This window comes from Sphingobacteriaceae bacterium, from assembly GCA_016715905.1.
Lineage (GTDB): Bacteria > Bacteroidota > Bacteroidia > B-17B0 > Aurantibacillaceae > Aurantibacillus.
This window is the reverse complement of record JADJXI010000007.1, coordinates 129831-154623: the sequence shown is the minus strand read 5'-3', so window position 1 is coordinate 154623 and position 24793 is coordinate 129831. Positions and strand designations below refer to the sequence as shown.

General features: G+C 35.0%; 24 protein-coding genes. 12 read left to right on the top strand and 12 right to left on the bottom strand.

The annotated features are described in order from the left end of the window. Positions 1-33: 33 nt before the first annotated feature. The 6 genes from IPM51_11000 to IPM51_10975 form a co-directional block, all read right to left on the bottom strand. Entirely contained in the window at positions 34-642 is a 609-nt protein-coding gene (locus IPM51_11000; GenBank protein ID MBK9284825.1) for a hypothetical protein, read from the bottom strand. Between the two features lie 17 nt (positions 643-659). Continuing rightward, entirely contained in the window at positions 660-1907 is a 1248-nt protein-coding gene (locus tag IPM51_10995) for a hypothetical protein (protein ID MBK9284824.1), read from the bottom strand. A gap of 199 nt (positions 1908-2106) precedes the next feature. Beyond that, positions 2107-3237: a glycosyltransferase gene (locus IPM51_10990; GenBank protein ID MBK9284823.1), complete on the bottom strand. Its 1131-nt coding sequence runs from the start codon at positions 3235-3237 to the stop codon at positions 2107-2109. Between the two features lie 12 nt (positions 3238-3249). Further along, positions 3250-4191: a UDP-3-O-(3-hydroxymyristoyl)glucosamine N-acyltransferase gene (locus IPM51_10985; GenBank protein ID MBK9284822.1), complete on the bottom strand. Its 942-nt coding sequence runs from the start codon at positions 4189-4191 to the stop codon at positions 3250-3252. Continuing rightward, a complete protein-coding gene (locus tag IPM51_10980) occupies positions 4192-4908 on the bottom strand; it encodes a hypothetical protein (GenBank protein MBK9284821.1) in 717 nt (238 codons plus the stop codon). Between the two features lie 4 nt (positions 4909-4912). Beyond that, positions 4913-6388 (bottom strand): proline--tRNA ligase, encoded by a 1476-nt coding sequence (locus IPM51_10975; GenBank protein ID MBK9284820.1) that lies wholly within the window; start codon positions 6386-6388, stop codon positions 4913-4915. A 135-nt stretch (positions 6389-6523) separates the two neighbouring features. Here IPM51_10975 and IPM51_10970 point away from each other — a divergent pair, with 135 nt between their 5' ends. The 9 genes from IPM51_10970 (at position 6524) to IPM51_10930 (ending at position 15973) form a co-directional block, all read left to right on the top strand. After that, on the top strand, positions 6524-7729 hold the full coding sequence (locus IPM51_10970) for a cell envelope integrity protein TolA (GenBank protein MBK9284819.1): 1206 nt from the start codon (positions 6524-6526) through the stop codon (positions 7727-7729). Positions 7730-7734: 5 nt separating this feature from the next. Continuing rightward, complete coding sequence (locus tag IPM51_10965; GenBank protein ID MBK9284818.1) at positions 7735-9255, top strand: hypothetical protein; 1521 nt, start codon at positions 7735-7737, stop codon at positions 9253-9255. Positions 9256-9312: 57 nt separating this feature from the next. Continuing rightward, complete coding sequence (locus IPM51_10960; protein ID MBK9284817.1) at positions 9313-10263, top strand: D-2-hydroxyacid dehydrogenase; 951 nt, start codon at positions 9313-9315, stop codon at positions 10261-10263. A gap of 32 nt (positions 10264-10295) precedes the next feature. Then, entirely contained in the window at positions 10296-11540 is a 1245-nt protein-coding gene (locus IPM51_10955) for a DUF1015 domain-containing protein (GenBank protein ID MBK9284816.1), read from the top strand. Between the two features lie 12 nt (positions 11541-11552). Next, positions 11553-12209: a YggS family pyridoxal phosphate-dependent enzyme gene (locus tag IPM51_10950; GenBank protein MBK9284815.1), complete on the top strand. Its 657-nt coding sequence runs from the start codon at positions 11553-11555 to the stop codon at positions 12207-12209. Between the two features lie 147 nt (positions 12210-12356). Continuing rightward, positions 12357-13154, top strand: coding sequence for a DMT family transporter (locus tag IPM51_10945; GenBank protein MBK9284814.1), 798 nt, complete (start codon positions 12357-12359; stop codon positions 13152-13154). Next, positions 13145-13663, top strand: a complete 519-nt coding sequence (locus IPM51_10940) for a hypothetical protein (protein MBK9284813.1) — start codon at positions 13145-13147, stop codon at positions 13661-13663. The genes IPM51_10945 and IPM51_10940 overlap by 10 nt, the downstream gene beginning before the upstream one ends. 41 nt (positions 13664-13704) lie before the next feature. Then, complete coding sequence (gene mgtE / locus IPM51_10935; GenBank protein ID MBK9284812.1) at positions 13705-15060, top strand: magnesium transporter; 1356 nt, start codon at positions 13705-13707, stop codon at positions 15058-15060. A gap of 61 nt (positions 15061-15121) precedes the next feature. Beyond that, entirely contained in the window at positions 15122-15973 is an 852-nt protein-coding gene (locus IPM51_10930) for an SPFH domain-containing protein (protein ID MBK9284811.1), read from the top strand. A 3-nt stretch (positions 15974-15976) separates the two neighbouring features. On the opposite strand, the gene mltG is transcribed toward IPM51_10930, so the two are convergent. The 6 genes from mltG to IPM51_10900 are packed head-to-tail and all read right to left on the bottom strand — an operon-like array spanning position 15977 to position 21507. Then, entirely contained in the window at positions 15977-17011 is a 1035-nt protein-coding gene (gene mltG, locus IPM51_10925) for an endolytic transglycosylase MltG (GenBank protein ID MBK9284810.1), read from the bottom strand. A 1-nt stretch (position 17012) separates the two neighbouring features. Then, entirely contained in the window at positions 17013-19025 is a 2013-nt protein-coding gene (locus tag IPM51_10920) for a pilus assembly protein TadD (GenBank protein ID MBK9284809.1), read from the bottom strand. Then, positions 19018-19548: a GNAT family N-acetyltransferase gene (locus IPM51_10915; protein MBK9284808.1), complete on the bottom strand. Its 531-nt coding sequence runs from the start codon at positions 19546-19548 to the stop codon at positions 19018-19020. The genes IPM51_10920 and IPM51_10915 overlap by 8 nt, the downstream gene beginning before the upstream one ends. Continuing rightward, positions 19548-20102, bottom strand: coding sequence for a hypothetical protein (locus IPM51_10910; protein MBK9284807.1), 555 nt, complete (start codon positions 20100-20102; stop codon positions 19548-19550). The genes IPM51_10915 and IPM51_10910 overlap by 1 nt, the downstream gene beginning before the upstream one ends. Beyond that, positions 20099-20887 (bottom strand): diaminopimelate epimerase, encoded by a 789-nt coding sequence (locus IPM51_10905; GenBank protein MBK9284806.1) that lies wholly within the window; start codon positions 20885-20887, stop codon positions 20099-20101. Before IPM51_10905 ends, IPM51_10910 begins: the two co-directional genes overlap by 4 nt. Then, complete coding sequence (locus IPM51_10900; protein MBK9284805.1) at positions 20887-21507, bottom strand: hypothetical protein; 621 nt, start codon at positions 21505-21507, stop codon at positions 20887-20889. Before IPM51_10900 ends, IPM51_10905 begins: the two co-directional genes overlap by 1 nt. 120 nt (positions 21508-21627) lie before the next feature. On the opposite strand from IPM51_10900, the gene IPM51_10895 reads away from it, so the two are divergent. The 3 genes from IPM51_10895 (at position 21628) to IPM51_10885 (ending at position 24748) form a co-directional block, all read left to right on the top strand. Continuing rightward, positions 21628-23079, top strand: a complete 1452-nt coding sequence (locus tag IPM51_10895; GenBank protein ID MBK9284804.1) for a Do family serine endopeptidase — start codon at positions 21628-21630, stop codon at positions 23077-23079. A 114-nt stretch (positions 23080-23193) separates the two neighbouring features. Continuing rightward, on the top strand, positions 23194-23430 hold the full coding sequence (locus tag IPM51_10890) for a hypothetical protein (protein MBK9284803.1): 237 nt from the start codon (positions 23194-23196) through the stop codon (positions 23428-23430). Positions 23431-23521: 91 nt separating this feature from the next. Further along, entirely contained in the window at positions 23522-24748 is a 1227-nt protein-coding gene (locus IPM51_10885) for a hypothetical protein (GenBank protein MBK9284802.1), read from the top strand. The last annotated feature ends 45 nt before the right edge of the window (positions 24749-24793 follow it).

The following is a 24793-nucleotide window of genomic DNA, read 5'->3' as shown; positions in this document are numbered from 1 at the left end:
TTTTAGTATTCTCCTCTATTATTAATCAAATTTTTAGTTCAGTATTATTCCGCTGCTGTTTTCGTCGGTTCCGCTTGTTTCTTCATAAATGCTTATTGCATTAATCATATCAAAGAGATAACTGTAAGCATCCATTACTTTATAGCTTTCGGTTTGCTCGTCTTCCAATTCTAAAAATGAATCTCTGGTCATCAAATTACAAATGTCTCTTACTTTATTTAGCAGGGTTTCTGATCGGTACATTGGAATTTTTTGTAATTTTTGTTTCAATCGCACGTTTGCATTACATTCTTCGGCAATTTCACTAGGTCGAAAACGTGACCCAATTGTTATTTTATTATCCATGCTGGCGAATAAATCTATCACGTCGATATAACGTTCAAAGGTTTCGAGCTTTTGTTCAATGATACTGTTTGCTTCACCTATTCTTGAAAAGTAGAAGTAATTATTCCCTTTTTCGATATTGTAACGAATTACATTGAAGTAAGCCTGAAGACGATCAAAATTTTCGGGATTATTAATTATATCGTACAAACGTCCCATGCCATCTTTTGTGCCATTGCTGCTGATGAAATGACCCCGGGCCATAATTGAAAAAATATCATGTGTTTGTTTGGGTAAATTATATGCTGTTTCTTCCATACTTTTCTATTTAATTATTAAGCTGCTTTCTCTTTACTTGGTTTTTTTTGTGATTTTTCCAATGGAATAATTATGGTATACGCGAGTCTCTTTGGATTTTTGTCTTTGTCTTCATAATCAAACGTATTTAATCTGTATTTAAAATCCATTACATTCTGATATTCCATGGCTATTTCAACAAACAAAGACAATCTGTCTTCGAAAGTTACATTTCCTACGGCTTTAGGAAATTTGTAATCCATTAGGTATTCAAATAAATTAAATTTGTTTTGCGTTAAAAAACGTTGTACCAGTTTTTCAACGTCTAATTTTATTTGATTATCTACTAATTGATCTTTAAAGTTAGATGGAAGTTTTCCGGCCACACCTCTCATCATTAATCGCGAAATTTTGTATTTCTCGGCTACTTTTTTGCAAAGAATATGTCCATCATCGGTAAATAAAAAATCAATGGCTACTTTGGTACGTGGACCTTTAATTCCATTGAATCGCAAAGCGCTGATGTTATTTACAACTTCTCTGAAATTGCTTCGGTAATGTAAAGCGCCATGATCTTTAATTTCTTTTAGTCGCTGTGCTTTTACATATACGTCTAATTGAAACTGAATTTTGTTGATGTAATCAGTTATGTCGGTTTGAATTTCGATTAAGAAATCTAAATTCTCAATAAGGCCGGCTTTCAGATTTACAACAATGCCGTATAATTCAGGGTCGTTGGTGAGACTAAACAAAGAACGCATTTCTTCTATAATCTCACCGGTACGGTGAATTAAATCAATTATGGTATCTCGCTTAACGCGATAGTCTTCCAGTTTTTGAATTTTAATGCGATAATTAGCTTCGTTCTTATAGGTATCATCAATATTTTTCTGAAGACGAATAATTTCTCTGGGCAGGGCAATACTTATTCTTTTGAGAAACTTTTTAATTGCTCTTAAGAAACGATGTTCGTGTACTTCCTGGTAAAAACGAATGTTTCGTTTTAATTCATTGATGTAATCATTTATGAAGCCGGGTGTTACTTCACCTATTTCCATGAAATCTTCAAACATGGCAATAACGGCATCATTTAAACTTACGATGTTTTCGTATTCGTAAATTAATTCCAAAGATTTTAGTTTTTGATATTGCTCTTCACTGATATCTTCTCGTGATAGCAATTCATTAACTGTTATGTTTTCTCTGTTGGCAAATAAAAATTCAACCACATCTCGCTGATGATATAACTGAGATAAGATGTCGTTTACATTAACTTGTAAAGCCATAATTTAAGCAAGTAAATTATTCGAAGTCTTTTCCAAAATCAAAACAGGAGGAGGCCATCGGTTTACTCTTCTTAAAAATACGAAGCATGCCATTGTGAATGCTTTTGTCTTTATCAACAAAAAAGGGCGTAATTCACGATATAGTCTGAAAGCCTTGATATTAAAGGGATTGAGAAGGTTGTGAGAGGAGAAATTTATATTAACACCTGTTATAAAGATTCAACAGGGTGTTGATAAACTCTGACCATTCATACTTCTTTCTTTCTGCACTTACATGAACTGTAAATTCATTTTCGCGCTCATTTGCGAAGTAATCGCTAATGGCATTCGCAATTTCAGACACATCAACCGGTACACTATAGCCACATTTTAAATGGGGCACAATTTCGGCTAATCCGCCAACTGATGTTACCAGCATGGGTTTATGATAAAAGTATCCAACCATGCTTACGCCGCTATTAGTCGCTTTACGATAGGTTTGAGCAACCAAATCACACGCACAAAAATATTCTCTTACTTTATCATTGGCGATAAATTGATCATGTAAGATTATCTGATTTTTTATTTTCAATTTCTCAATCAAATCTAAATATATTTTTTTATCGTCATAAAATTCACCGGCTATTAAAAGTTTGATGTTTTGATTTTTTACTTTATCATGGGCCATAGCTTCAAGCAATAAATCCAAACCTTTGTATTGGCGAATTAAACCAAAAAAAAGTATTATTTTTTCATCAGCAGCTATTCCTAATGATTTACGCGCGATAGATTTTTGAATTGGTTCTCCGTACGTTTCGTACATGGGGTGAGGGGAGTAGGCCTTGTTAGTAGTTGCGCTGAATTTAGAAATATCATTAAGCACAGTTTTACTCATGGCAATAAACCCATTACAGCTATTGATAAAATATCGGGTAAATAAATGATCACCCATTCTTTTTTCATGAGGAATTACATTATCAGTGAGTGCAAGAACTTTGCATTTTTTTCGCACTAATCGGCCAATAGTGCCCAAGCACGGCCCGAAAAAAGGAAGCCAATAGCGAAATAAAATGAAGTCCGGTTTTTCTTTTTTAATAAATGCAGCTGTTTTAAACCAATTGAAAGGATTGATGGAATTGATGAGCGTATAAATTTTAATATCTGCAGGGGCTTCGCCGCTTTTTTCAAATTGAGAGCTACCCGGAAATAAAAAATTAGGATACTGCAACGAATAAGAAATGATTGCCGCATTATGTCCGGATTTATTTAATTGCCTGCATAAATTTTCATTGAATTGTGCGGGACCGCCTCTTAGTGGGTAAGCTGGACCAATTATGAAAATTTTAGCCATTAAAAAATAGATTTACTTATTTTCCGGATTATATAATTTATGAATTAAATCAGGAAGTTGCTTTGCAGCGAATAGTTGTTTCATTTTTTCTTTAGCCGGGCCTGCAGGAGATCCGAAGTATGTTTCATTCTTCTTTATATTCTCACCCACACCACTTTGTGCCAATACCGTAACGCCATCTTCAATCGTAAGTCCACTTGCTATTCCAACCTGTCCCCATAAGGTTACATTATTTCCTATAGTAACAGCACCGGCAATACCAACCTGCGCTGCAAATAAACATAATTCACCGATTTCAACATCATGACCAATTTGAATTTGATTATCTAATATGCTTCCTTTACCAATTTTAGTAATAGCAGTTACACCCCGGTCAATGGAACAATTGGATCCAATACGCACATGATCCTCTATTATAACCGAGCCACAGCTATTTAAGGCCTCAAAATTAGATTCTCTTTTCTTAAAATAAAAAGCGTTACCGCCAATGGTGGTGTTTGCGTGAATTTGCACGTGATTACCAATTACACATCCATCGTAAACCACTACGTTGGGGTGCAAAATGCAATGTTCGCCAATTATAACATCGTTGCCGATAAAACAACCCGGCATAATGATGCTGTGTTTGCCGATTTTTGCTGTGGGGCTGATATTCTTGTCGGAATAAAAGGCAGGTTTAAAATATTTCGTTAGCAGATTGAAAGCCGTAAAAGGTTCCGGATGAATGATTATCGCTTTTCCATCAGGGCAATCTACTTTTTTGTTGATGATGATGGTAGAGGCTAATGATTGAAGGGATTTATCGTAATATTTGGGATGATCAACAAAAACAACATCACCTTTTTTTACACGATGAATTTCATTAAAGCCTGTAATGGCATGTGAAGGGTCGCCGATGAATTCAGCTTGAATTAAGTCTGCAATAAATTTTAAAGTAGTTGCTTTAATTTCCATTTACAATAAATTAAATTCATCGGAGGTTCCGCTATCTGTATCTCTGCCGAAATAACCCAGGCGTTTACCGGTTCTTAATGCGCTGCTACTTTGTTTTTCTTGTAATTCATAAACAGAAACCTGACGTACTGCATCATATGGCGGAGTGTATAAATCAAACATAATTGCAAAAATGATCAATTCATTTATTATTTCACTCAACACATCTTTGTTGATGGGTTCGTCACTAAAATTCATGTATTTGTGACCTATTTGTGTTTTGGTTTCAATAAAAAACTTTTTTTCCTGATTGATAAATATTCGTGCGATCAAATAACCTAAATCATTTAATCGATTGTATTTGTAAGAATCAGATAAGAAATTATACACATGTATAATTCCACAATAAGAGTTTAGCGAATTTTCTTTGATGTAACCCGTTTTAAACATGGGATGTGTGTTCTCAAACTCAAAAACGTTTGTATGCATAAAGAAATCGAGTACATCACCTGCAATTTTAATATTCATGGATTGAGCGCTATGATCTTTAAACTCAATACCTAAACGTTTATCAATTTTTTTAGCGTTATCTCCCAATTCATCTGCTCTTTCACGTAAAATTTCTTTAATAAGCTTAAATACATCAATGGTGTTATTAAACACATTTTGTTTCATAACTGATTTATCTTTCAGAAGTTTCAGTATGATTTTATTTTGCTTATCCTGATTTTCTCTCATGAATTTAATAGGCTCTGGCGAAAATTACTTTTTGATTGCTAGGTTTTCCACTATAAATACAAATTCCTTGCTCCATTTTATTATTTAAAGGTATACAACGGATAGTGGCTTTTGTTTCTTCTTTAATTTTAGTTTCGGTTTCAGAGGTGCCATCCCAATGTGCATAAACAAAACCTCCTTTATCCAAAAGTTGTTTAAAATCTGCATAATCAACGGCGTGGTAACTCCAATTATTCATTCTTTCCACGGCTTTTTGAAATAGTGAATGCTGTATATCGGTGAGCAACTTTTCAATATAATCAGCGGCGTCTTTTAACTGTATAGTTTCTTTTGATAAATTATCACGTCGGGCTACTTCAATAGTGCCGTTAGCTAAATCTCTTTCACCTAATGTAATGCGAACCGGAATTCCTTTTAATTCGTATTCAGCGAATTTCCATCCCGGTCTATGAGAATCTCTGTTATCGTATTTTACACTTATATTTTTGTCCTTTAATTTTTTTACCAATACATCTGCTTCTGCATTCATTTTTTTCAATCCCTCTTCACCTTTATAAATGGGTACAATAACAACTTGATAAGGTGCTAATTTAGGCGGAATAACAAGGCCATTATTATCGCTATGACTCATAATAAGTGCACCCACCAAGCGAGTACTAACGCCCCAACTTGTGGCCCAAACATAGTCTAGCTTACCATCTTTACCGGTAAATTTCACATCAAATGCTTTGGCGAAATTTTGGCCTAGAAAGTGCGACGTTCCGGCTTGAAGGGCTTTACCATCTTGCATTAAAGCCTCAATACAATAAGTATCTTCAGCGCCGGCAAAACGTTCGTTGGCAGTTTTTACACCTTTGATTACCGGTACTGCCATAAAATTCTCGGCAAAGTCAGCATAAATATCCAACATTTTTTTAGTTTCTTCAAGCGCTTCTTCTTTACTTGCGTGAGCAGTATGGCCTTCCTGCCATAAAAACTCTGCTGTTCTTAAAAATAAGCGAGTACGCATTTCCCAGCGAACCACATTTGCCCATTGATTAACTAAGATTGGTAAATCGCGGTAACTTTCAATCCAGCTTTTATAGGTGTTCCAAATGATAGCTTCACTTGTTGGTCTTACAATTAATTCTTCTTCTAATTTAGCTTCCGGATCAACAATTAATTTGGCTTTATTATCCGGGTCGGTTTTTAATCGGTAATGCGTTACAACGGCACATTCTTTAGCAAAACCTTCTGCATTTTTCTCTTCTGCCTCGAATAAAGATTTTGGTATAAAAAGTGGGAAGTAGGCATTAACATGTCCGGTATCCTTAAACATTTTATCCAAAGCTTGTTGCATTTTTTCCCAAATAGCATAACCATGTGGTTTTATCACCATGCATCCGCGCACCGCACTGTGATCGGCTAAGTCGGCTTCTACAACCAGGTCGTTGTACCATTTGCTGTAATCTTCTTCTTTGGGAGTTATGACCTTGCTCATAAAAATAAGTTTCTATCAGTATTTTATGTTTATAATTCGAATGCTAAATAAGTATAAAAATTACAAATTAAGCGGTGAATTTTGTAAATTTACGTATAAAATCTCCGCATTAAAAATTCATTAAACATTTTTAATATGAAAAAGTTGATTCTTATAAGTTCAATGTTTTTGCTTGTTTTTACAGCTTGCGAAACCAGTAAGCTTGTTTCTTATGCGGATGATGTTTATTCAACGCCTTTTGCTGATAAAGAAAAAGCACGATTAGCAAAAGAGGCAAAATTACAACAGGAAATTACACAGAAGCAAAAAGCGGAAGAAGCTGCATTGGCGCAAAAAGCGTTGGATGATGCAAATCCGTATTATCAGGATCCGCAGTATTCAGACGATGATTATTATGATTATGCGTATGCTTCTCGGATTAGACGATTTAATAATCCAATTAACGGTGCGGGTTATTACGATAATTATTATACCAATTCCTACTATTACAATGCCAATCCGTATTTGTATGGCCAAAGTATTTACAATTCATATGGATGGTGCAGTCCTAATTATTACTCCGGAAGCAGTATAGGCTTTACCTATGGCAATCCTTATAATTATTATCCTTATTACGGTGGAAATAACTCATTTAATATTGGCTATTCACTTGGTTACAATAACGGGTATAATAATGGGTATAATGGTTTTGGTTATAATCCTTATTATGGGTATTCGCCTTACTATTATTCTAATCCGTACAATAATGGTTGGGGTTATTTAAATAGTTTCGATGTGAATAGTCAATACAAAAACATGACATTCGCCGCACGTGGAAGTAATGGTGGAGGAAATAGTGGACGCATGACTTCTGCCGGTATGGCTATTCCCTCTAATTTGGGTGGTCGCGAACGTGTAGCCTTTTTTGAATCGGTAGTTAAAAAGCAGGAGGAAACTCCTCGTTTTACACAAACTGCCCGACCAGTAAAAAATAATTCAGGAATTTCTTCAGGAAACTCAATAACAGAACAACCGATTCGTAATAGCGGTTACAATTCCGGATTGAATGGAAGAACAGAGGATGTGAATCTTAATTCTTCTAATCAAAATATTGGAAATACCGGAAGAACGGTAAAACAAAATAACGATGTTGAAATTAAAAATACCAATACACGTACAAATTCAAGAAACGGAAGGGTAAGCGGAGAAACAAATCAATCGGAGAATAATAATGGAAGTAATAATGCTAATCGTTCCGGTAATTGGAATTCAAATCCAAGTCCTAGCCCAAGTCCAAGTCCTTCTCCGGGTCGAACTTCCACTCCCCGAAGTAGTAGCAGTGGTACATCAAGACCTCGTTAATAACCATGGTAAGCAGGTTTATTTTAGGTATATGCATTTTGTGTATAGGCAAATCATTTGCACAAAATGATTTGGATGCCATTCGGTATTCAAGATTAGGAAACGGAGGCAGTTCAAGAAATATAGCTATGGGTGGGGCATTTGCATCATTAGGAGCTGATGTAAGTTGCAGTTCTACTAATCCGGCAGGGTTGGGATTATATACTAAGGGTGAAATGCAATTTTCTGCCGGCTTACGATTTACCCATAATACGGGGAAAATAAATGGAAAAGAAAATAGAGTAGACGATGCCAACTTCACTTTCAATTCATTTGGAATGGCTATGGTGTTAAGAGATAAAGGACAAAGTGATAGGCATATTTTGGCTTTTTCAAATAACCAACTTGTTAATTTTTCCAATAGTTCACAAATCTTGTCGTACACTAATAATAATTCAATCGTGAAGGATATGATGAACAAAGCCATTGGGAAAAATGTAAATGATTTGGATTTTAGTTATGAGGGGGCAGCGTTTAATGTATATTTAATCGACACTTTAAATGCCAATTATATTTCATTTGTGGATCTGAAACGAACAGTATTGCAAAGTCGTGAAATTAAAACGGCCGGAAAAATAAATGACTTAAATTTTTCTTATGCTTATGCTTTAGATGATCAATATTATTTTGGCTTAAGTTTAGGTATTCCTAAAATTTCATATACTTCAACTACAACTCATACTGAATTTGATGATAAAGACAGTATGCAAATTGTAATTACCAATACGGCAACGCAAGCCTTTACTTCAACTTATATTGACGGAATAGACGCTTATTATCCGGATAAGTTAGGATTTAACAGTTTAACGTATACAGAGTTTTTTACTACAAATGGGAGCGGTATAAATTTAAAAGCAGGTGTAACCGCAAGAGTGAATGACCATTTCAGATTTTCGGTTTATATGCATAGCCCTACTTTGTATAATTTAAGGGATGTTTATTATTTTAGTCTCGCTGCCACATTTGATGCAGATAAGAAAAATCCAATAGAAACTAAATATCCGGAGAATGGCGGTACCTATACCTATAAAATAATTACACCGCCCCGTTACGGATTTTCAAGCGGAATTACAATTGGTAAAAAAATGGCTATGGGAGTTGATTACGAATTGATAGATTACCGTAAAGCAAAATTAAGTAGCTCAAATGTTTCTGATTTTGCCGGAGTTAATGCTGTAATTGAAAGTAAATACTCTATCGGGCACAATTTTAAATTGGGAGTTGAATATAATCTTAAGCCCGTTATGATTCGCGGGGGCTATTTTATGCAAGGCAGTCCGTTTGGAGCCGCTTTTGTCGGAAAATTTGTAAGGCATACAGGAAGCTTAGGATTCGGTTTCAGAACACGAAGTGATTTTTATTTTGATTTTGCCTGGTTAAAATCGATTACACAGGAGGATTATGTTTTTTTTAGTACCATCACACAAAATGCTTCCATAAAATTTGATAATTCTATGCTTTGCGCTACTATTGGCTTAAAGTTCTAAACAAGTATTTCTTATTCGTAAATTATTATTTACTTTTGAGCCCTCAATTCAGAATTCATGAGTAAAAAAATTTTAGCCAACGACGGTATTGATCCAATTGGAAAAGCTATGCTTGAAAAAGCAGGTTTTTATGTAGAAACACAAAAAGTTCCGCAAGAAAATATTGCTTCGGAAATTAATAAGCAGGGTTATGTGGCCATTACTGTAAGAAGCGCTTCAAAAATCAGAAAAGACATTATTGATGCCTGTCCTAATTTGAAAGTGATTGGGCGTGGTGGTGTTGGAATGGATAATATTGATGTTGACTATGCACGCTCGAAAGGAATACAGGTAATAAATACTCCGGCCGCTTCAAGTAACTCAGTTGCTGAATTGGTAATTGCACATCTTTTCAGTACTGTGCGTTTTTTATATGATAGTAACCGACAAATGCCGGTAAATGGTGCAGACAAATTTGAAGAATTGAAAAAAAAGTATGCCAAAGGTGTTGAATTAGGAGGTAAAATTATTGGTATTGTTGGCTTTGGTAGAATTGGTCAAGCGGTTGCAAAAATGGCCATTGGTTTAGGAATGAAAGTAGTGGCCTACGATCCTTTTGTAAAAGAAGCAGAGATTACTTTAAATCTTTTTAATGCAGATTCTGTTAAAATAAAAATAAATACTTCAAGTCTGGACGAAGTTTTAACCTTAAGCGATTTTATTACTTTTCATGTTCCGGGTGGGCAAATGGTAGGAAAGGAAGAGATCGCTAAAATGAAAAATGGCGTTATTTTAATTAATACGGCAAGAGGAGGAGTGATTAACGAAAAAGATTTAATTGAGGTTTTGAATGATGGAAAAATAGCTCATGCTTGCCTGGATGTTTTTGAAAATGAACCCAAGCCGATGTTAGACTTATTAAATCATCCTAAAATAGCGCTAACGCCTCACATAGGTGCGGCAACTAATGAAGCGCAAGAACGAATAGGTGTTGAACTGGCAGAAAAATTAATAGCTGCCTTAACCTGATTTTCTTTAATAACAATTTATAATTTTTAACTATGGCAATTCTTAAAGCATTCAAAGGTTTTCGTCCCTTAAAAGATAAAGTTAGTTTGGTGGCATCACGGCCTTATGATGTAATTAATTCGGAAGAAGCGAAAATTGAAGCAGGAGATAACGTACATTCTTTCTTGCATGTTGTAAAACCGGAAATTGATTTACCGGATGATATCGATCACTATTCACCATTGGTGTATCAAAAAGCAAAAGATAATTTTGATAAATTGGTAAAAGAAGGGATGTTTGTTCAAGATAAACAGGATTGCCTTTATATTTATCGTTTAACAATGGACGGACGCTCTCAATGCGGTATAGTGGGAGCGGCTGCTGTTGACGATTACTTTAATAACGTAATTAAAAAACATGAATTAACTCGTCCGGATAAAGAAGAAGACAGAATAAATCATGTGCGTGTTTCAAATATCAATGCCGAGCCGGTATTTTTTGCTTATCCGAATATGAAAGCTTTGGATGATGTGGTGAACAAAATTATGGAGGCAACACCTGAAAATGATTTTACTACCGAAGATGGAATTCGCCATGAGCTTTGGGTAGTGAGTAATGATGTGGTAGTTCAAACAATTATTAGTCTTTTTGCCAAATTACCGGCTACTTATGTGGCGGATGGGCATCATCGCACTGCGGCAGCAGCAATGGTCGGAAAAGAACGAAGACAACAGAATAAAAACCATAAAGGAACAGAAGAATATAATTTTTTCTTGGCAGTTCATTTCCCCGATAATCAATTGCACATAATGGATTATAATCGTGTAGTGAAAGACTTAAACGGTTTAACAGAAGAGGAATTGTTGAATAAAATTTCTGAAAATTTTGAAATAGAAAAAAAGGGGAACAAAACATTCCGTCCTACAGGATTGCATAATTTTGGAATGTACTTAAATAAAAATTGGTATTCCTTAACTGCAAAAAAAGGAACATACAATGATTCGGATCCAATAGGTGTTTTGGATGTAACTATACTTTCCAAAAGAATACTTAATCCTATATTTAATATTGTAGATCTCAGAACTGATAAGCGTATAGATTTTGTAGGTGGTTTAAGAGGATTGGGTGAATTAGAAAACAGAGTGAATTCAGGCGAAATGAAAGTGGCATTTGCGTTACACCCGGTTACAATGAAACAATTAATCGACATAGCCGATACCGGAAATATTATGCCTCCTAAAACTACCTGGTTTGAACCGAAATTGAGAAGTGGATTAGTTGTACATTCGTTGGATTAAATAAATCAAAAGGTGAGCTCATCGATAAAGGAAAATATCAAAAATATAAAAGAATCGATTCCTGCTCATGTACAGTTAATAGCGGTTTCTAAAACAAAATCAGTTACCGAAATTTTGGAAGCGTACGATGCCGGACAACGGGATTTCGGCGAGAATTACGTTCAGGAGTTTTTACAAAAACAAGCAGAATTACCAAAGGATATCCGTTGGCATTTTATCGGCCATCTTCAAACTAATAAGGTAAAACAAATACTGCCTCATGTTCATTTAATTCATGGGGTAGATTCGTTAAAACTATTAAAGGAAATTCATAAGGAATCTCAAAAAATAAACAAGATTAGTTCCTGTCTTATTCAAATACATATTGCTGAAGAGGAAAGCAAATTTGGTTTTGATGAGGAAGCATGTGTTTCTTTATTGCAAAGTACAGAAGTGGATAAATATAGTGGAGCTCAAATAAAAGGATTCATGGGTATGGCATCGTTTACTGATGATGAACGTAAAGTTAGGTCTGAATTTCAAAAAATAAATAAAATTGCAAAAGCTTTTCCGAAGTATCAGATTTTAAGTTATGGAATGAGCGGGGATTATAAAATTGCTATAGAAGAGGGGAGTAATATGATTCGGGTGGGTAGCTTAATATTTGGGTCACGAATTTATAATAAATAAATCCTGGGTTTACTTTTTGCCATAACAACAACGCTCTGCTGGAGCCTGGGAATTTTTCCGTTTACGGAGGCTGCGAAGCGTTTCGGAACTGCCGCATTAAATCAATATCGCTTATTTCTGGCCTGGGTGATCATCAGTTTGCTGGTTATGTTATTCCTTCAATGTTCTCCGATTCAGCTAATAACAAATCCTAACGCGCATCATTATTTGTATTTAGGATTATCAGGAATTGTAGGCTTTACCATAGGAGATTTTTTTACATTCAATTCATTTCGACTTTTAGGTCCAAAATTATCCTCGGTGTACACCACTATAGCGCCGTGTTCGGCTTTAGTTTTCGGTTATTTTTTTCTTCACGAATCATTTAATTTTATTGGTGTTCTAGGAATTTTAATAACAGTAGGTGGAGTGGTTTGGCTAACTATTTCTAGAAAAGATAGAGCTGAATCCGTTAAGATGGGTTATGCACATAGTGCAACAGGCATACTTTCCGGAATTGCAGGAGCAGTTTGTCAGGGTTTGGGTTTAGTGCTTTCTAAATATGGATTTGCAGCTAGCGGTGAACAAGCAATCCCTGCTATTCATGCCGTGTGGATTCGGTTATTGTTTGCGTTTTTGATGGCCATGCTGATATCTTTTATTATCAATAAATTCAGAGCAAATGCCAAAGTTATACTTCAAAATAAAAACAATGGTTTAAAGTTTCTGATATTAGGAACAATTTTAGGGCCTGTGTGCGGAGTAACTTTTTCATTATTATCCATTAGTTATATGCGTGTAGCTGAAGCTCAAACAATATTTGCATTACTGCCCATTTTTGTTTTGCCTTTAAACTATTTAATTCATAAAGAAAAAATAACCATTCATTCACTTTTCGCTGTGCTTTTGGCAGTTAGTGGGGTATTTATTTTAATTTGGAGAGAACAAATTGCATTATGGATCTGAAGAAAGTGCTGAAAAAAGGAATGAGCCGCAAGGACCTTGATAATATTATTGCTTTTCTCAATAGTGATAAATCAAAGTTTAAAGAGTTGATGAAAATTTTTTTTTCCGGGAATGAAATTCAAAAACAAAAGGCAGCTTGGGTTTTAGGTGAGATAGCCGTACTATATCCTCAATTAAGTTTGCCTTATTTTGATCGGTTTATTTCCATTATGAATAAACCCGGTTTACACCCTTCCATTTACAGAGCAATTACGCGTATTTGGATGAGCGTTAAGATACCTGTATCATACTGTGCTGAAATTTTCGATTTAGCGATGTGTAAAATAAAAGATGAAAGTGAGTCGATTGCCGTAAGAGCTTTTTTAGTAAAAGCGGCAACAAATATTTGTGTAGAATATCCTGAATTAAAAAATGAATTTTTAGCATTAATATTTGATGTAAATCATTACACAAAAATACCAGCCTTAAAAGCCACAATCCGATATGCTTTTAAAAAATTGAAGATATAGTGAATTAAAGAGGATATTTCCTACTTTTGCAGACGGGAAGTATCATGCAGTTTGAATTAACAAATGAGTATATAGAAAGAATTGAAGAAGCCGTTGAGGTTTCGAACAATACTTTTTTAAAGCAACAACTGGAAGAGTTGTATGCGCATGATATTGCCTTAATTTTAAATCAACTGAATGATAAGCAAGCAGCATACGTTTATGAGTTATTAGATTCAGAAGTTGCGCCGGATGTGCTTTTGGAATTAGATGATGATAAACGTGAAACCTTATTGGCCACCTTTTCATCTAAAGAAATTGCTGAGCAGTTGGATAACATGGATAGTGATGATGCTGCCGATGTAATTTCTGAACTACCCGAAAATATTCAAGAAGAGGTATTATCTCACATTGAAGATATTGAACAGGCCAGTGATATTGCCGAATTAATTAATTATGAAGAAGGAACGGCGGGTTCATTAATGGCAAAAGAGTTAGTGAGTGTATATGGATTTGAAACCGTGAATGCCTGTATAGAAGAGATTCGTCATCAGGCTGAGAATATGGAGATGATGTATGCGGTTTACGTTGTTGACAATAACGATAAATTGATTGGCATGCTTTCTCTGAAAAAATTAATCATTTCACATCCACTGGCGAGAATAGATGAAATATATGAACCGGACATACAATTTGTAAGAACATCAGCTACCAGTGAAGAAGTTGCTGCTATTATGCAGAAGTTTGATTTAGTTGGCTTGCCTGTGGTAGATCAATTCGGGAGATTGGTTGGTAGAATTACGATTGACGACGTAATGGATGTAATTAAAGAAGCTGCAGATGAAAATATACAACGAATGAGTGGTATATCGGATGATGTGGATAGTAATGATGCCTTATGGAGATTATCACGAGCAAGGATTCCTTGGTTATTGGTTGGTTTGTGTGGGGGAATAGTAGGTTCGCGAATTATTGGCACTTACGAGGATCAAATTAAAATTCATCCGGAAATGTCTTATTTCATTCCATTAATAGGAGCTATGGGTGGTAATGTTGGTGTACAGAGTTCTGCAATTATAGTACAGGGTTTAGCCAATAAATCTCTTTTGGGAGAAAATATTTCGGTGAAATTACTGAAAGAGTTAGGTGTAGGATTAATTAATGGAACCATTTGTGCAGTATTGATTTGCGGTTACGCTTTATTAACCGGCGATTGGCAATTAGCCGCAACTGTAAGCATTGCGCTGCTTACCGTAATTTTATTCGCCTCTTTTTTAGGTACGTTTGTGCCTTTAACCTTAAACCGCTTCAAAATAAACCCTGCCTTAGCAACCGGACCTTTTGTAACTACATTAAATGATGTGATTGGTATAACCATTTACTTTTTAGTAGGTCGACTGTTATATTCGATGTTTTAACGCATTTCTGCTATTACTGCTTTCATTTTTTTTGTAAATTCATTCAATTAATTTTTGAAGGATGAAAAATAATATTAATAAGCCAGCCAAAGGAAGACGAGTAATCCGTTTATCAGGGCTAGTAATAGGCCTCATGTTTTTAATGTTAAGCTGTTATCGGGTTAAACCAGATCCGGGGGAAGAAAGTGTATTGGTTTATAAGCCATTTATATTCGGACATGGTGGTGTAGATCCAGATCCGGTTTCAACAGGAGCACAATGGTGTGTTTTTACTACCGAACATAGAGAATTTCCTATCACCCCAATTACGATTACTGAAGAATTCACCAATATGATACCGGCGGATAATACGCCTGTTTCTTTCAGTGCATATCTGAAATGTCAAATTCGGAAGGGAGAGACTCCGATTTTATACAAGGAGTTTGGTGCGGATTGGTATGAACATAATTTACAAGCTTCATTCCGTACCATGGTTCGCGATAAAGCAAGTGCCTTTAAAATGTTTGATTTGGCAAGTAAACGCGAAATTTCTTCGCAACTGGAAAAAGATATTTACGCTGATATTTCAACTTATGCAAAAAAAATAAATTTACCGGTTGATATAATGCAGGTTTCTATTGGTGCGGTTACTCCGCCTGAACAAGTGCTTACTGAAACCAAAAATACGGCCGCTCAAAATCAAAGTATTTTAACACAAAAGGCTCGAGCAGATGCTGAGTTGTCGAGGAAACAAGCAGAAGTTAACAAGGCCATTGCTGATATGGCATATCAAAATCAAATGAAAATGACTATTGCCGAATACCTTCATCTTCGTCAATTAGAAATTGAAAAGGAAAAAGTTGAATTGATAAAGGATAATAAAAACGTTTCGATTATTTTCGGTGGATTAACTCCAACTTATCCGGTAAAGTAAATATTACTTTATTCCTTTTTTGTTCATCGCCCGCTGATAAGCTGCTGCGAATTTCATGTGTTGATCATAGCTACTGCTAAAATCAGAATATCCGTTTAATTCCGGTTTAGCACAAAAGAAAATATAGTTATGCTTGGTGTAATTTAGTACCGCATCAATGGCTTGAACCTTTACTAAACTAATGGGACCGGGCGGTAATCCTTTAACTTTGTATGTGTTGTAAGGCGAATTTATTTCTTTATCTCCGTCATAAATTCTCACAGCATCCCATTTTTTATTCGCAAATTTTAAGGTAGGGTCGGCTTGTAATAACATACCTTTTTTTAAGCGATTTAAATATACTCCGGCAATTTTTTGTTGTTCACTCGATATTCCGCTTTCACCTTGCACAATAGAGGCCAATGTGATTATTTCAGCAATTTGCATATTCATTTGTTTGGCTTTTTTCTTTCTGCTTGCATTCCAAACATCATTAAATCTGTTTTTAAACAGTTTAATAAAATCATTCACGTTAATCGACCAACTGGTTTCCAAAATGCCGGGTGTTATTAACGCAAAGGCATTGTCGGGGTCTAAGCCAAAATATTCGCTCAGCAAACTTTCATCACTTAACAATTCTTCTAATTCAGATTCATTCATTTCCAGTTTATCTGCAGTGTACGTAATAAATTCTTCTAAATTATGTATTTGAGAATTATAGGTTAACTTAATCTTCTCCTCCTTTTTGTATTTAATTAAATTAATGATTTGTCGAAGGTTCATTCCGTTATTTATACGGTATTTTCCGGAATTGATATTTTCTTTCAAATCCATTTTTTTGGCAAGCCACTCAAATGTTTTTCGTTCTTGAAGTATTTCTTTGTCTTCCAATTCATCCATCAAATTATCCAGGTTGTCGCCTGTTTCAATAAAAATATAGGTATATCCTTTGTTTAATTTAAGGGGTTTGAAAATTTTTTGATAAGCTAACCAACCGCCTAAAACTAATCCGCAGAAAATTAGAAACCCAAATAACCTAAATATTTTTCTTCTGCTCATATTATGAATTGAGGGAATTTAGAACCTGCAAAGCTTGTTTGTTATTGGGATTTATTTTAATAATTTTTTTCAATTGCACTTTTGCTTTTATTTTATCATTAACAAATAAATAATAAGCGGTTAAATTTAATAATAAAGTTTCATTATCCGGATCGAGCTTTAATCCGTTTTGATACAAACGAAAAGCCTCCTCTGCTTTTCCGTTTTTAATTTTTAAATATCCTAAATTACCCATCACTGCAGCATATTTAGGATTTTCTCTTAAAATATTTTCATAATCAGTTATGGCATCTGAGTCAAGGCCCGTTTCTGCTTTAACTAAAGCGAGTTTGCTTTTAAATTCCAGATTGTAGGGTGCCAGTTTAACTGCCGACTCGAACCAAAGCATACTGCTTTTTAAATCTTTTATTTGATGATAAGCCTCTCCGATTTGGTAACAGGTCCATGCATCTTTATTATTTAATGAAGAATGTATAAATATTTTAGTTCTTAGTTTTTCTTCATTGTTATTTTTTATTATTTCAATAAGTTCTTTATTTTTTTTCTGAAGATACTTTAAATGGATGAATAGGGGTAAGGCCGATTCTGAGTCTTTCATATTAATTTGCTTAATAATTTTTTCAGCGGAATCGAGATAAAAAGATTCGCCTTCAAACTTTTCAAATTGTTGAAGGTAAGCAAGGGCAATGGTTTGTTGCTCCGGATTTTTTTCATTGATCGAAAATAAACCCACAAATTTTTTAATTTTCGATAACTCTTCAGACGTTATTGGTTTCCGGATGTAATGATCGTGAACGCTTACATGAGGTATGTCCGTTGAGCCTGAAATTGGCATATGACAGGAAACACAATCGGAGTTTTTGAAACTAATTTTTTTCAAAACGGAAAGATGATTTTTGGACAATTCCGTTTGTTCTTCTGAGTTTTGGAGATGGCAACTGATGCATTTATTATTAAACGTATTCAATCCGGTTTCTTTTACGCTAATGTGCGGATTATGGCAAGTTACACAGGTTAATGCATTTTTATAAGGTTTAAAATCTTTGTCTGAAGATTTTTTGGATGAGGCTATAAAACACAAACTTTGTTTTAATCTATCGGCGTGCGAGGCCATAATAAATTCATCATCTGCATTTTCATATTTAGGTATAAATACTGAAATAAATTTGTGAAGCTCCATGCCGGGTTTATAATCATAAAATGATTTATTTGCTTTAAGCACAGCATTGCCTTGTAGATGACAACGCTGACAAATATCAAACTGAAGATTAACGGGTAATTTAGCCGGATTTACAATAGATCGATCAACGTATTTAGAAGTGTCAATTGGCGCATTTGTTTTTCTTAAAGCCACATGTATACTTCCGGGACCATGACAGCGTTCACAGTCAATTCCTTTTGGAATAGCCTTGTATTTATTTTCTGAACCTTCCACAAAACTTGGAAATGCATTGTGACAAGTCATACATTCCAATCCGATTTTTCTACTGAAACGGGTATTAACACCATGCTCAAATCCGGGTGGAAGGTCCCATTTTTGTTTTTGCGTATAAAAGGTTAATGGCATTTGATGCAAATAACCATTTACATTATATAAGTGTGAGTTGGTGTGTTGCCCGGATCCTATGATGTAATCAATTTTTTCAGTTCTGGAGTGTGTGGTGTCTTTTCCTTTTTTTCTAAATTCACGTATGTATAAGGTCTTATTGTTGACAAAGGATAGATAATTTAAATTTTGAAAGGTGTCGTGTATGACTTTACCATTAAAAACGGCGGCTGATTTTTGAATACCGGCCGAATCAAAAGATTGTCCCATTCCTGTTCGTATGAAAGATTGATATGTTTTTTCATGGCATTGCCGGCATGTTTGAATTCCTACATAATTAGCAGAATCATGATGATTCATAAAAAGGAGTTCTTGTTCTTTAACGGATTCAGTAATTGGTTGATTCTCTCTACATGCGGCAAAGAAGATCAGAGTAAGTGAGCAAAATATTTTTGCGAATTTAGTCACTGTAATTTATAAGTTGCAGAAACCAAACATCTTCAAAATGATGCAATGAAGTTTTGTGCCAAGCTTTCTTTAAAACGCCTTTTTCAAATCCGTTTTTAACAAACAAGTTAATGCTGGCTAAATTACTGGCGTTGATATGCGAGTAAATTTGTTTGAGGTGCAGCGTGTTAAAACAATAGTCTACTACTAACTGTAAGCATTCACTCGCATATCCTTTTTCGCGAAAATCTTTATGAATGTAAATGCCAATACCGGCTCTAGCGTGTTGCGGATCAAATTCAAATATATCAACGCATCCGATAGTATCGCCGGTAGAAATTTCATCGGCCATTAAACGTAATTGTTTGTTGGTGTAAATGTCTTGATGTGCTGAATTTGTAAATTCATCCAAAACAAATTTGCTAAAGGGAATTTGTGTATTGCTTACGGCCCATATGCTTCTATCATTTTCCCAATGATATAAGATATCTGCGTCATTGGGCTCTACCGCTCGTAGCGAAATATTTTTTGATTTTAAAAACATCAGTTATTCGTATAAGGTTGCCTTTCAGTTTTTATTCTTTCGTTTAATTCTTTTATGTTATAATATGGAATAGCTAAGGTATTTAATTTTGTTGGTTGTGTGTTGCAAAAGGAAAGCAAGAAATTGTTTTCACTCAATTCCATCATGCAATCATGTAATAAATCAGGAGAAATAAGTTTTAAATAATAAAACTCATTAAAAAATAATTTAAGCGGACTCAAACAAGTGGCTTCGTTTTCTTTTACGCTTTCGAATTTTGCTAATTGTATTAAAAAGTTTTCGCGCAAAAAATCAATGCTAAAAACAGGGTGGGGGCTTAACTCAACATAAGCTGTTTCGATTTTTTTTTGAGTGATCATTTTTTCTAAAGTTAAAAAATCGATATTGGTTTCTTTACCTTTAATGGTTAATGAGGAGTATAGTCCGTCAAAAATAATTCCAACATGCGGAGGTATACGGTTAATGTGCATTAATACCAGCCAAATACCTTTGTTAATTCTTTCAGAGGAATAGGTGGTAAGTGTAACCGGAATATGCACGTGTTCAGAAATCATTCGGCCAGTGTAATTGTACCGGTGAACACAAATTGTGCCGGGCCTTTCAGCCAAATGTTATAAAAATTATTTTCTAATACTTTATCGAACGTAACTTCAAGTTTACCGCCTAAAGTTTGAATTCGACACATATTTTTACTATCGGAAATTCCTTTCATGGCGGCTACTAATGCAGCGGCAGTAACACCTGTGCCACAACTAAAGGTTTCATCCTCAACGCCTCGCTCGTAGGTTCTAACGTGTAAAGCATCTTCTTTTTTCTCAATAAAGTTTACGTTTGTGCCTGCATCCTTAAAACGTTTACTGTATCTAACGTTTCGTCCTTCATCACTTACCGGATATTGATTTAAGTTGCTCACTGATTTTACGTAATGGGGGGAGCCTGTATTTAAAAAAGCAAAATCATCATTCATTTCAATATCCTTTACATCCTGCATTTTCAATGCAACAATATCTTCTTCAAATAAAACTGCTTCATGCAATCCGTCAATGGCCATAAATCGGCACTTGTCTTTTACTAATCCTATTTTTTTGGCAAAAGCAGCTATACATCTTCCTCCGTTGCCACACATGCTGCTTTGATTTCCGTCGCTATTAAAATAAATCATTCTGAAATCATGACCGGGTTCCGCTTGCAAAAGCATTAAACCGTCGGCTCCAATACCAAATCTTCTATCACATAAAAATTTAATCTGCTCTTCATTTAGTTGAATGCGGAGGTCACGATTATCTAGAATGATAAAATCATTTCCGGTGCCTTGATATTTATAAAAAGCTAATTCCATTAATTTAATTTAGCCAATACTTCATTATCAATTACTTTTTCCAGTTTTTTAAACTCGCTGCCGTATTGTAACTTAAATACCTGCTCAGAAGTTTTTAAATATTGCTCATCATTTATTTTATAGATTAATATATCGTTAAAATCGGCAAAACCATATAATTGCAATTTGTTTTTAGTATATCTGTATCCTTTAGAATTAAGCGGCGTTTTCCAAAACTCAATAAAACACAGTGTTGGAGACGGTTTCGTTTCTATACCAACCAATTTATTTGCTAAGCTATCATTTTCAGGTTCACTTTCAATTTGAATGATTTTAATATTTTTAATAGAAATAAGTTCATCTGTTGCTACATTTAACTCACTGTCTTTTTTAATTAAAGAATCCACTTCTTTATAATTTACCTTACTGCTTTTTTTAATATTTATTTTGAAGCGTTCTTTGTTTTTTTTCGATTCTGTTTCATCACTATTTGGTTTTTCAACAATGGTCACTTGTTCTTTTACATTATCTTTTAAACTCTTGAAGATGTCGTTGATTTTAAAAAGAAAAAATGCAATACCTAATAATAATCCAATGGATAATCCAAAAACAAAGGTGGGTATCGATTTTCTGAAATTCATTTTTTCTTAACGTAAATTTACAATTTTTTTCTGTTCCGGTTAAGTAATGTTAAAATAATTACACTCACATAACTTTGATATTAATTTTGCGTTTATAACACTATAAAAAGATTTTTAAAGATGAAAAAGTTTGTATCAACATTTGCAATTGCTTGCCTGGGCGGCATGATTGCATTAACAAGCGCTCATTTTGTAGCGAACAGTGGAGAAGGAGAAAAAAGCAGTGTTTTACAACGCAATAATCAATCTCCAATAATCATGACCGGCAACACCGGTTCGGGATTGGGAACAGATTTTACCATGGCCGCAGAAAAATCAGTAAATGCTGTGGTGCACATTAAAACAAGAAGCGAACAGGTTAGTAATTTAAGTGCCGATCCATTTGCGGAATGGTTTTTTGGTCCACAGCGTAGGCAACAACAATATGTTCAGCAAGGCAGTGGCAGTGGAGTGATAATAAGTGAAGATGGATATATTGTAACCAACAATCATGTGGTAGCCGGTGCAACAAAAATAGAGGTTGTTCTGAATGATAAACGGTCGTATGAAGGAACAGTAATTGGTGCCGACGCAAGTACTGATGTAGCCTTAATTAAGATTGAAGAAAAGGAATTACCATTTTTAAGTTATGGGAATAGTGAAAATGTGAGAGTAGGTGAGTGGGTTTTGGCTGTAGGAAATCCATTTAATTTGGAAAGTACAGTAACGGCAGGTATTATAAGTGCTAAAGGAAGAAATAATATTTTAGATGTGAATAAAAGACCTATTGAGGCCTTTATTCAAACCGATGCAGCAGTGAATCCGGGAAATAGCGGTGGAGCTTTGGTAAATCCGAGTGGCGAATTAATAGGAATTAATACGGCTATTGCTTCCAATAATGGAGCGTACCAAGGATATTCATTTGCGGTTCCGGTAAACATCGTAAAAAAAGTAGTTGCTGATTTGGTAGAGTTTGGTACAGTGCAAAGAGCATATATGGGCGTAAGCATAAGAGATATTGATGCCGGATTTGCTAAAGAAAATAATATAAAAGAATTAAAAGGAATTTATGTAAACGGAATTACTCAAGGAGGAAGTGCCATGGATGCCGGAATAACGGAAGGTGATGTGATTACCGGAATCAATAACGTGCCTGTACAAAGTGTTAGTCAGCTTCAGGAACAAATAAGCAAACACAGACCCGGAGATAAAGTAATTGCAACCATTAATAGACATAATAAAGAAATGAACGTAGCCGTAATTTTAAAGAGTTTTGATAATACAACAAAGCTGATCAGTAAATCAGAAATGATAAACAACTCTGTAAATGCATTAGGTGCGGATTTTGTTACAGCACAACCTGAAGAGTTGAAAAAATTGGGTATTGAGAGCGGAGTTAAAATTGAAAATCTGGAGGCAGGCCGTTTACATCAGATAGGTTTACGCAAAGGATTTATCATTACCAGCATTGATAAAAAGAAAGTGAAAAGCGTGGAGGATGTGAAAGGTTTATTGTACAATAAATCGGGTGCCATAACGATTGAAGGGGTGTACCCGAATGGCGCAAGAGCTTACTATGGCTTTGAACTTTAAAATCACAAATGAAAATCAAGTGCCCGTGTTATGGCGGGCATTTTTATTTACTAAATACCTTTTATAATTGAGTGAGCTTTTTGCTTAGAAACAAAATAGGCCTCAATTTTGAACATGATTAAATCAATTGTTTTAGGTGTATCCACCGTTCTAATTTTTAGTTCTTGCCGAAAAGAAAGAGTATGTCGTTGCATATCAGTATCGGCCAGTACTACTGTAACAACCGAAAGTTCTTTGGGGTCAAAATATACTAAGGCCAAGGCCAAAAAGGAATGTAATAAATTAGATGGTACTTATATAACCGGAGTTAATTTAGAAGAAACTAAGATTAACTGTGAACTTAGCCAATAAAGAGTATTAATTTACTTTTATAATCATACTAAAAGCTTTCTTGTATGATGTCCTTCTATTTCATACATTTACTTATTCTAACGGGTTAATTATGAATTTAAAAAATCTGTCCTTCTTGTTTTTGATTGCCTTGTTTTTATTAAACTGCAAAAAGAAAAATAAGGATGAAGAACCGCAACCAACTCCTTCGCCTTTACCTGTTGTAAGCACAAGCGCAATTTCTTCTATTGGGCCATTTTCAGCGATTGGAGGAGGAAATGTGAGTTCAGAAGGTACCAGTGCCATTACTAAAGTGGGTGTTTGTTGGGATGTGAATCCAAATCCAACAACACTAAAACCCAATACCAATAATGGAGCGGGAGTAGGAACGTTCACTTCGGTTTTATCCGGATTAGGTGAGAACGTAACTTACTATGTGCGTGCTTATGCTACTAACGCATCTGGAACAGCTTATGGGAATGAGGTGAGTTTTAAAACATTCCCGGCTTGGTCTTTAACTTATACCAATAACCCAAACTATACTTGCTTTGCAGCAAATGATTTAAAAGTATTTGCCGGAGGAACCACCGGTGTAATTTACTCAGGAGATAACGGTTTAAATTGGGTTGCTACCGGCATTACCATTCCGGTTCGTACCTTGCTATTAGTAGATACTGTATTGTATGTAGCCACTACTGCAAATGGAATTTATAAAACCTCTAATAATGGTGTTAGTTTTGCGCCGGTAAATAACGGATTAACCAACATGAATGTTTATGGAATGGCTGTAATTGGCAACACCATTTTAGCCGGAACGCCAAGCGGTGTTTTTAAATCGGCTGATAACGGCCAAAGTTGGTCTACTTCAAGTAGTGGTTTAAGTAATTTATCTGTGAATGCTATGGCTGCTAAAAATAATAAATTTTATGCCGGCACATGGGGTGGTTTATTTGTATCTACTGATTTTGGCACTAGTTGGACTAGCGTGAGTGGTGCGGGTACGGATGTAAATTCAATAGCCGTAAATGGTAATTACGTGTTAACGTCTACCTTTAATAATGGCGGTATTTATAGTTCAGCAGATGACGGACAAAGTTTTACTATAGCCAATACCGGATTATCCATTACAGGTCCTATTGCTTTAACGGCCAATGCAAACAAGGTGTATTGCGGCAGTTATATGAATTCTGGTGTTTTTATGTCAATTAATGGTGGAGCGGGGTGGACTGCGGCCAATGAAGGTTTAAACGGAATGAGTGTTTATGGCTTAGGCGCCAACAGTAATTACGTTTTTGTTTCCATTTTCAATTCGGGAATTTACCGCAGGTCGGCACAATAAAAAAAGCCGCTTCAATAGAAACGGCTTTTAATAAATCAAAACAAA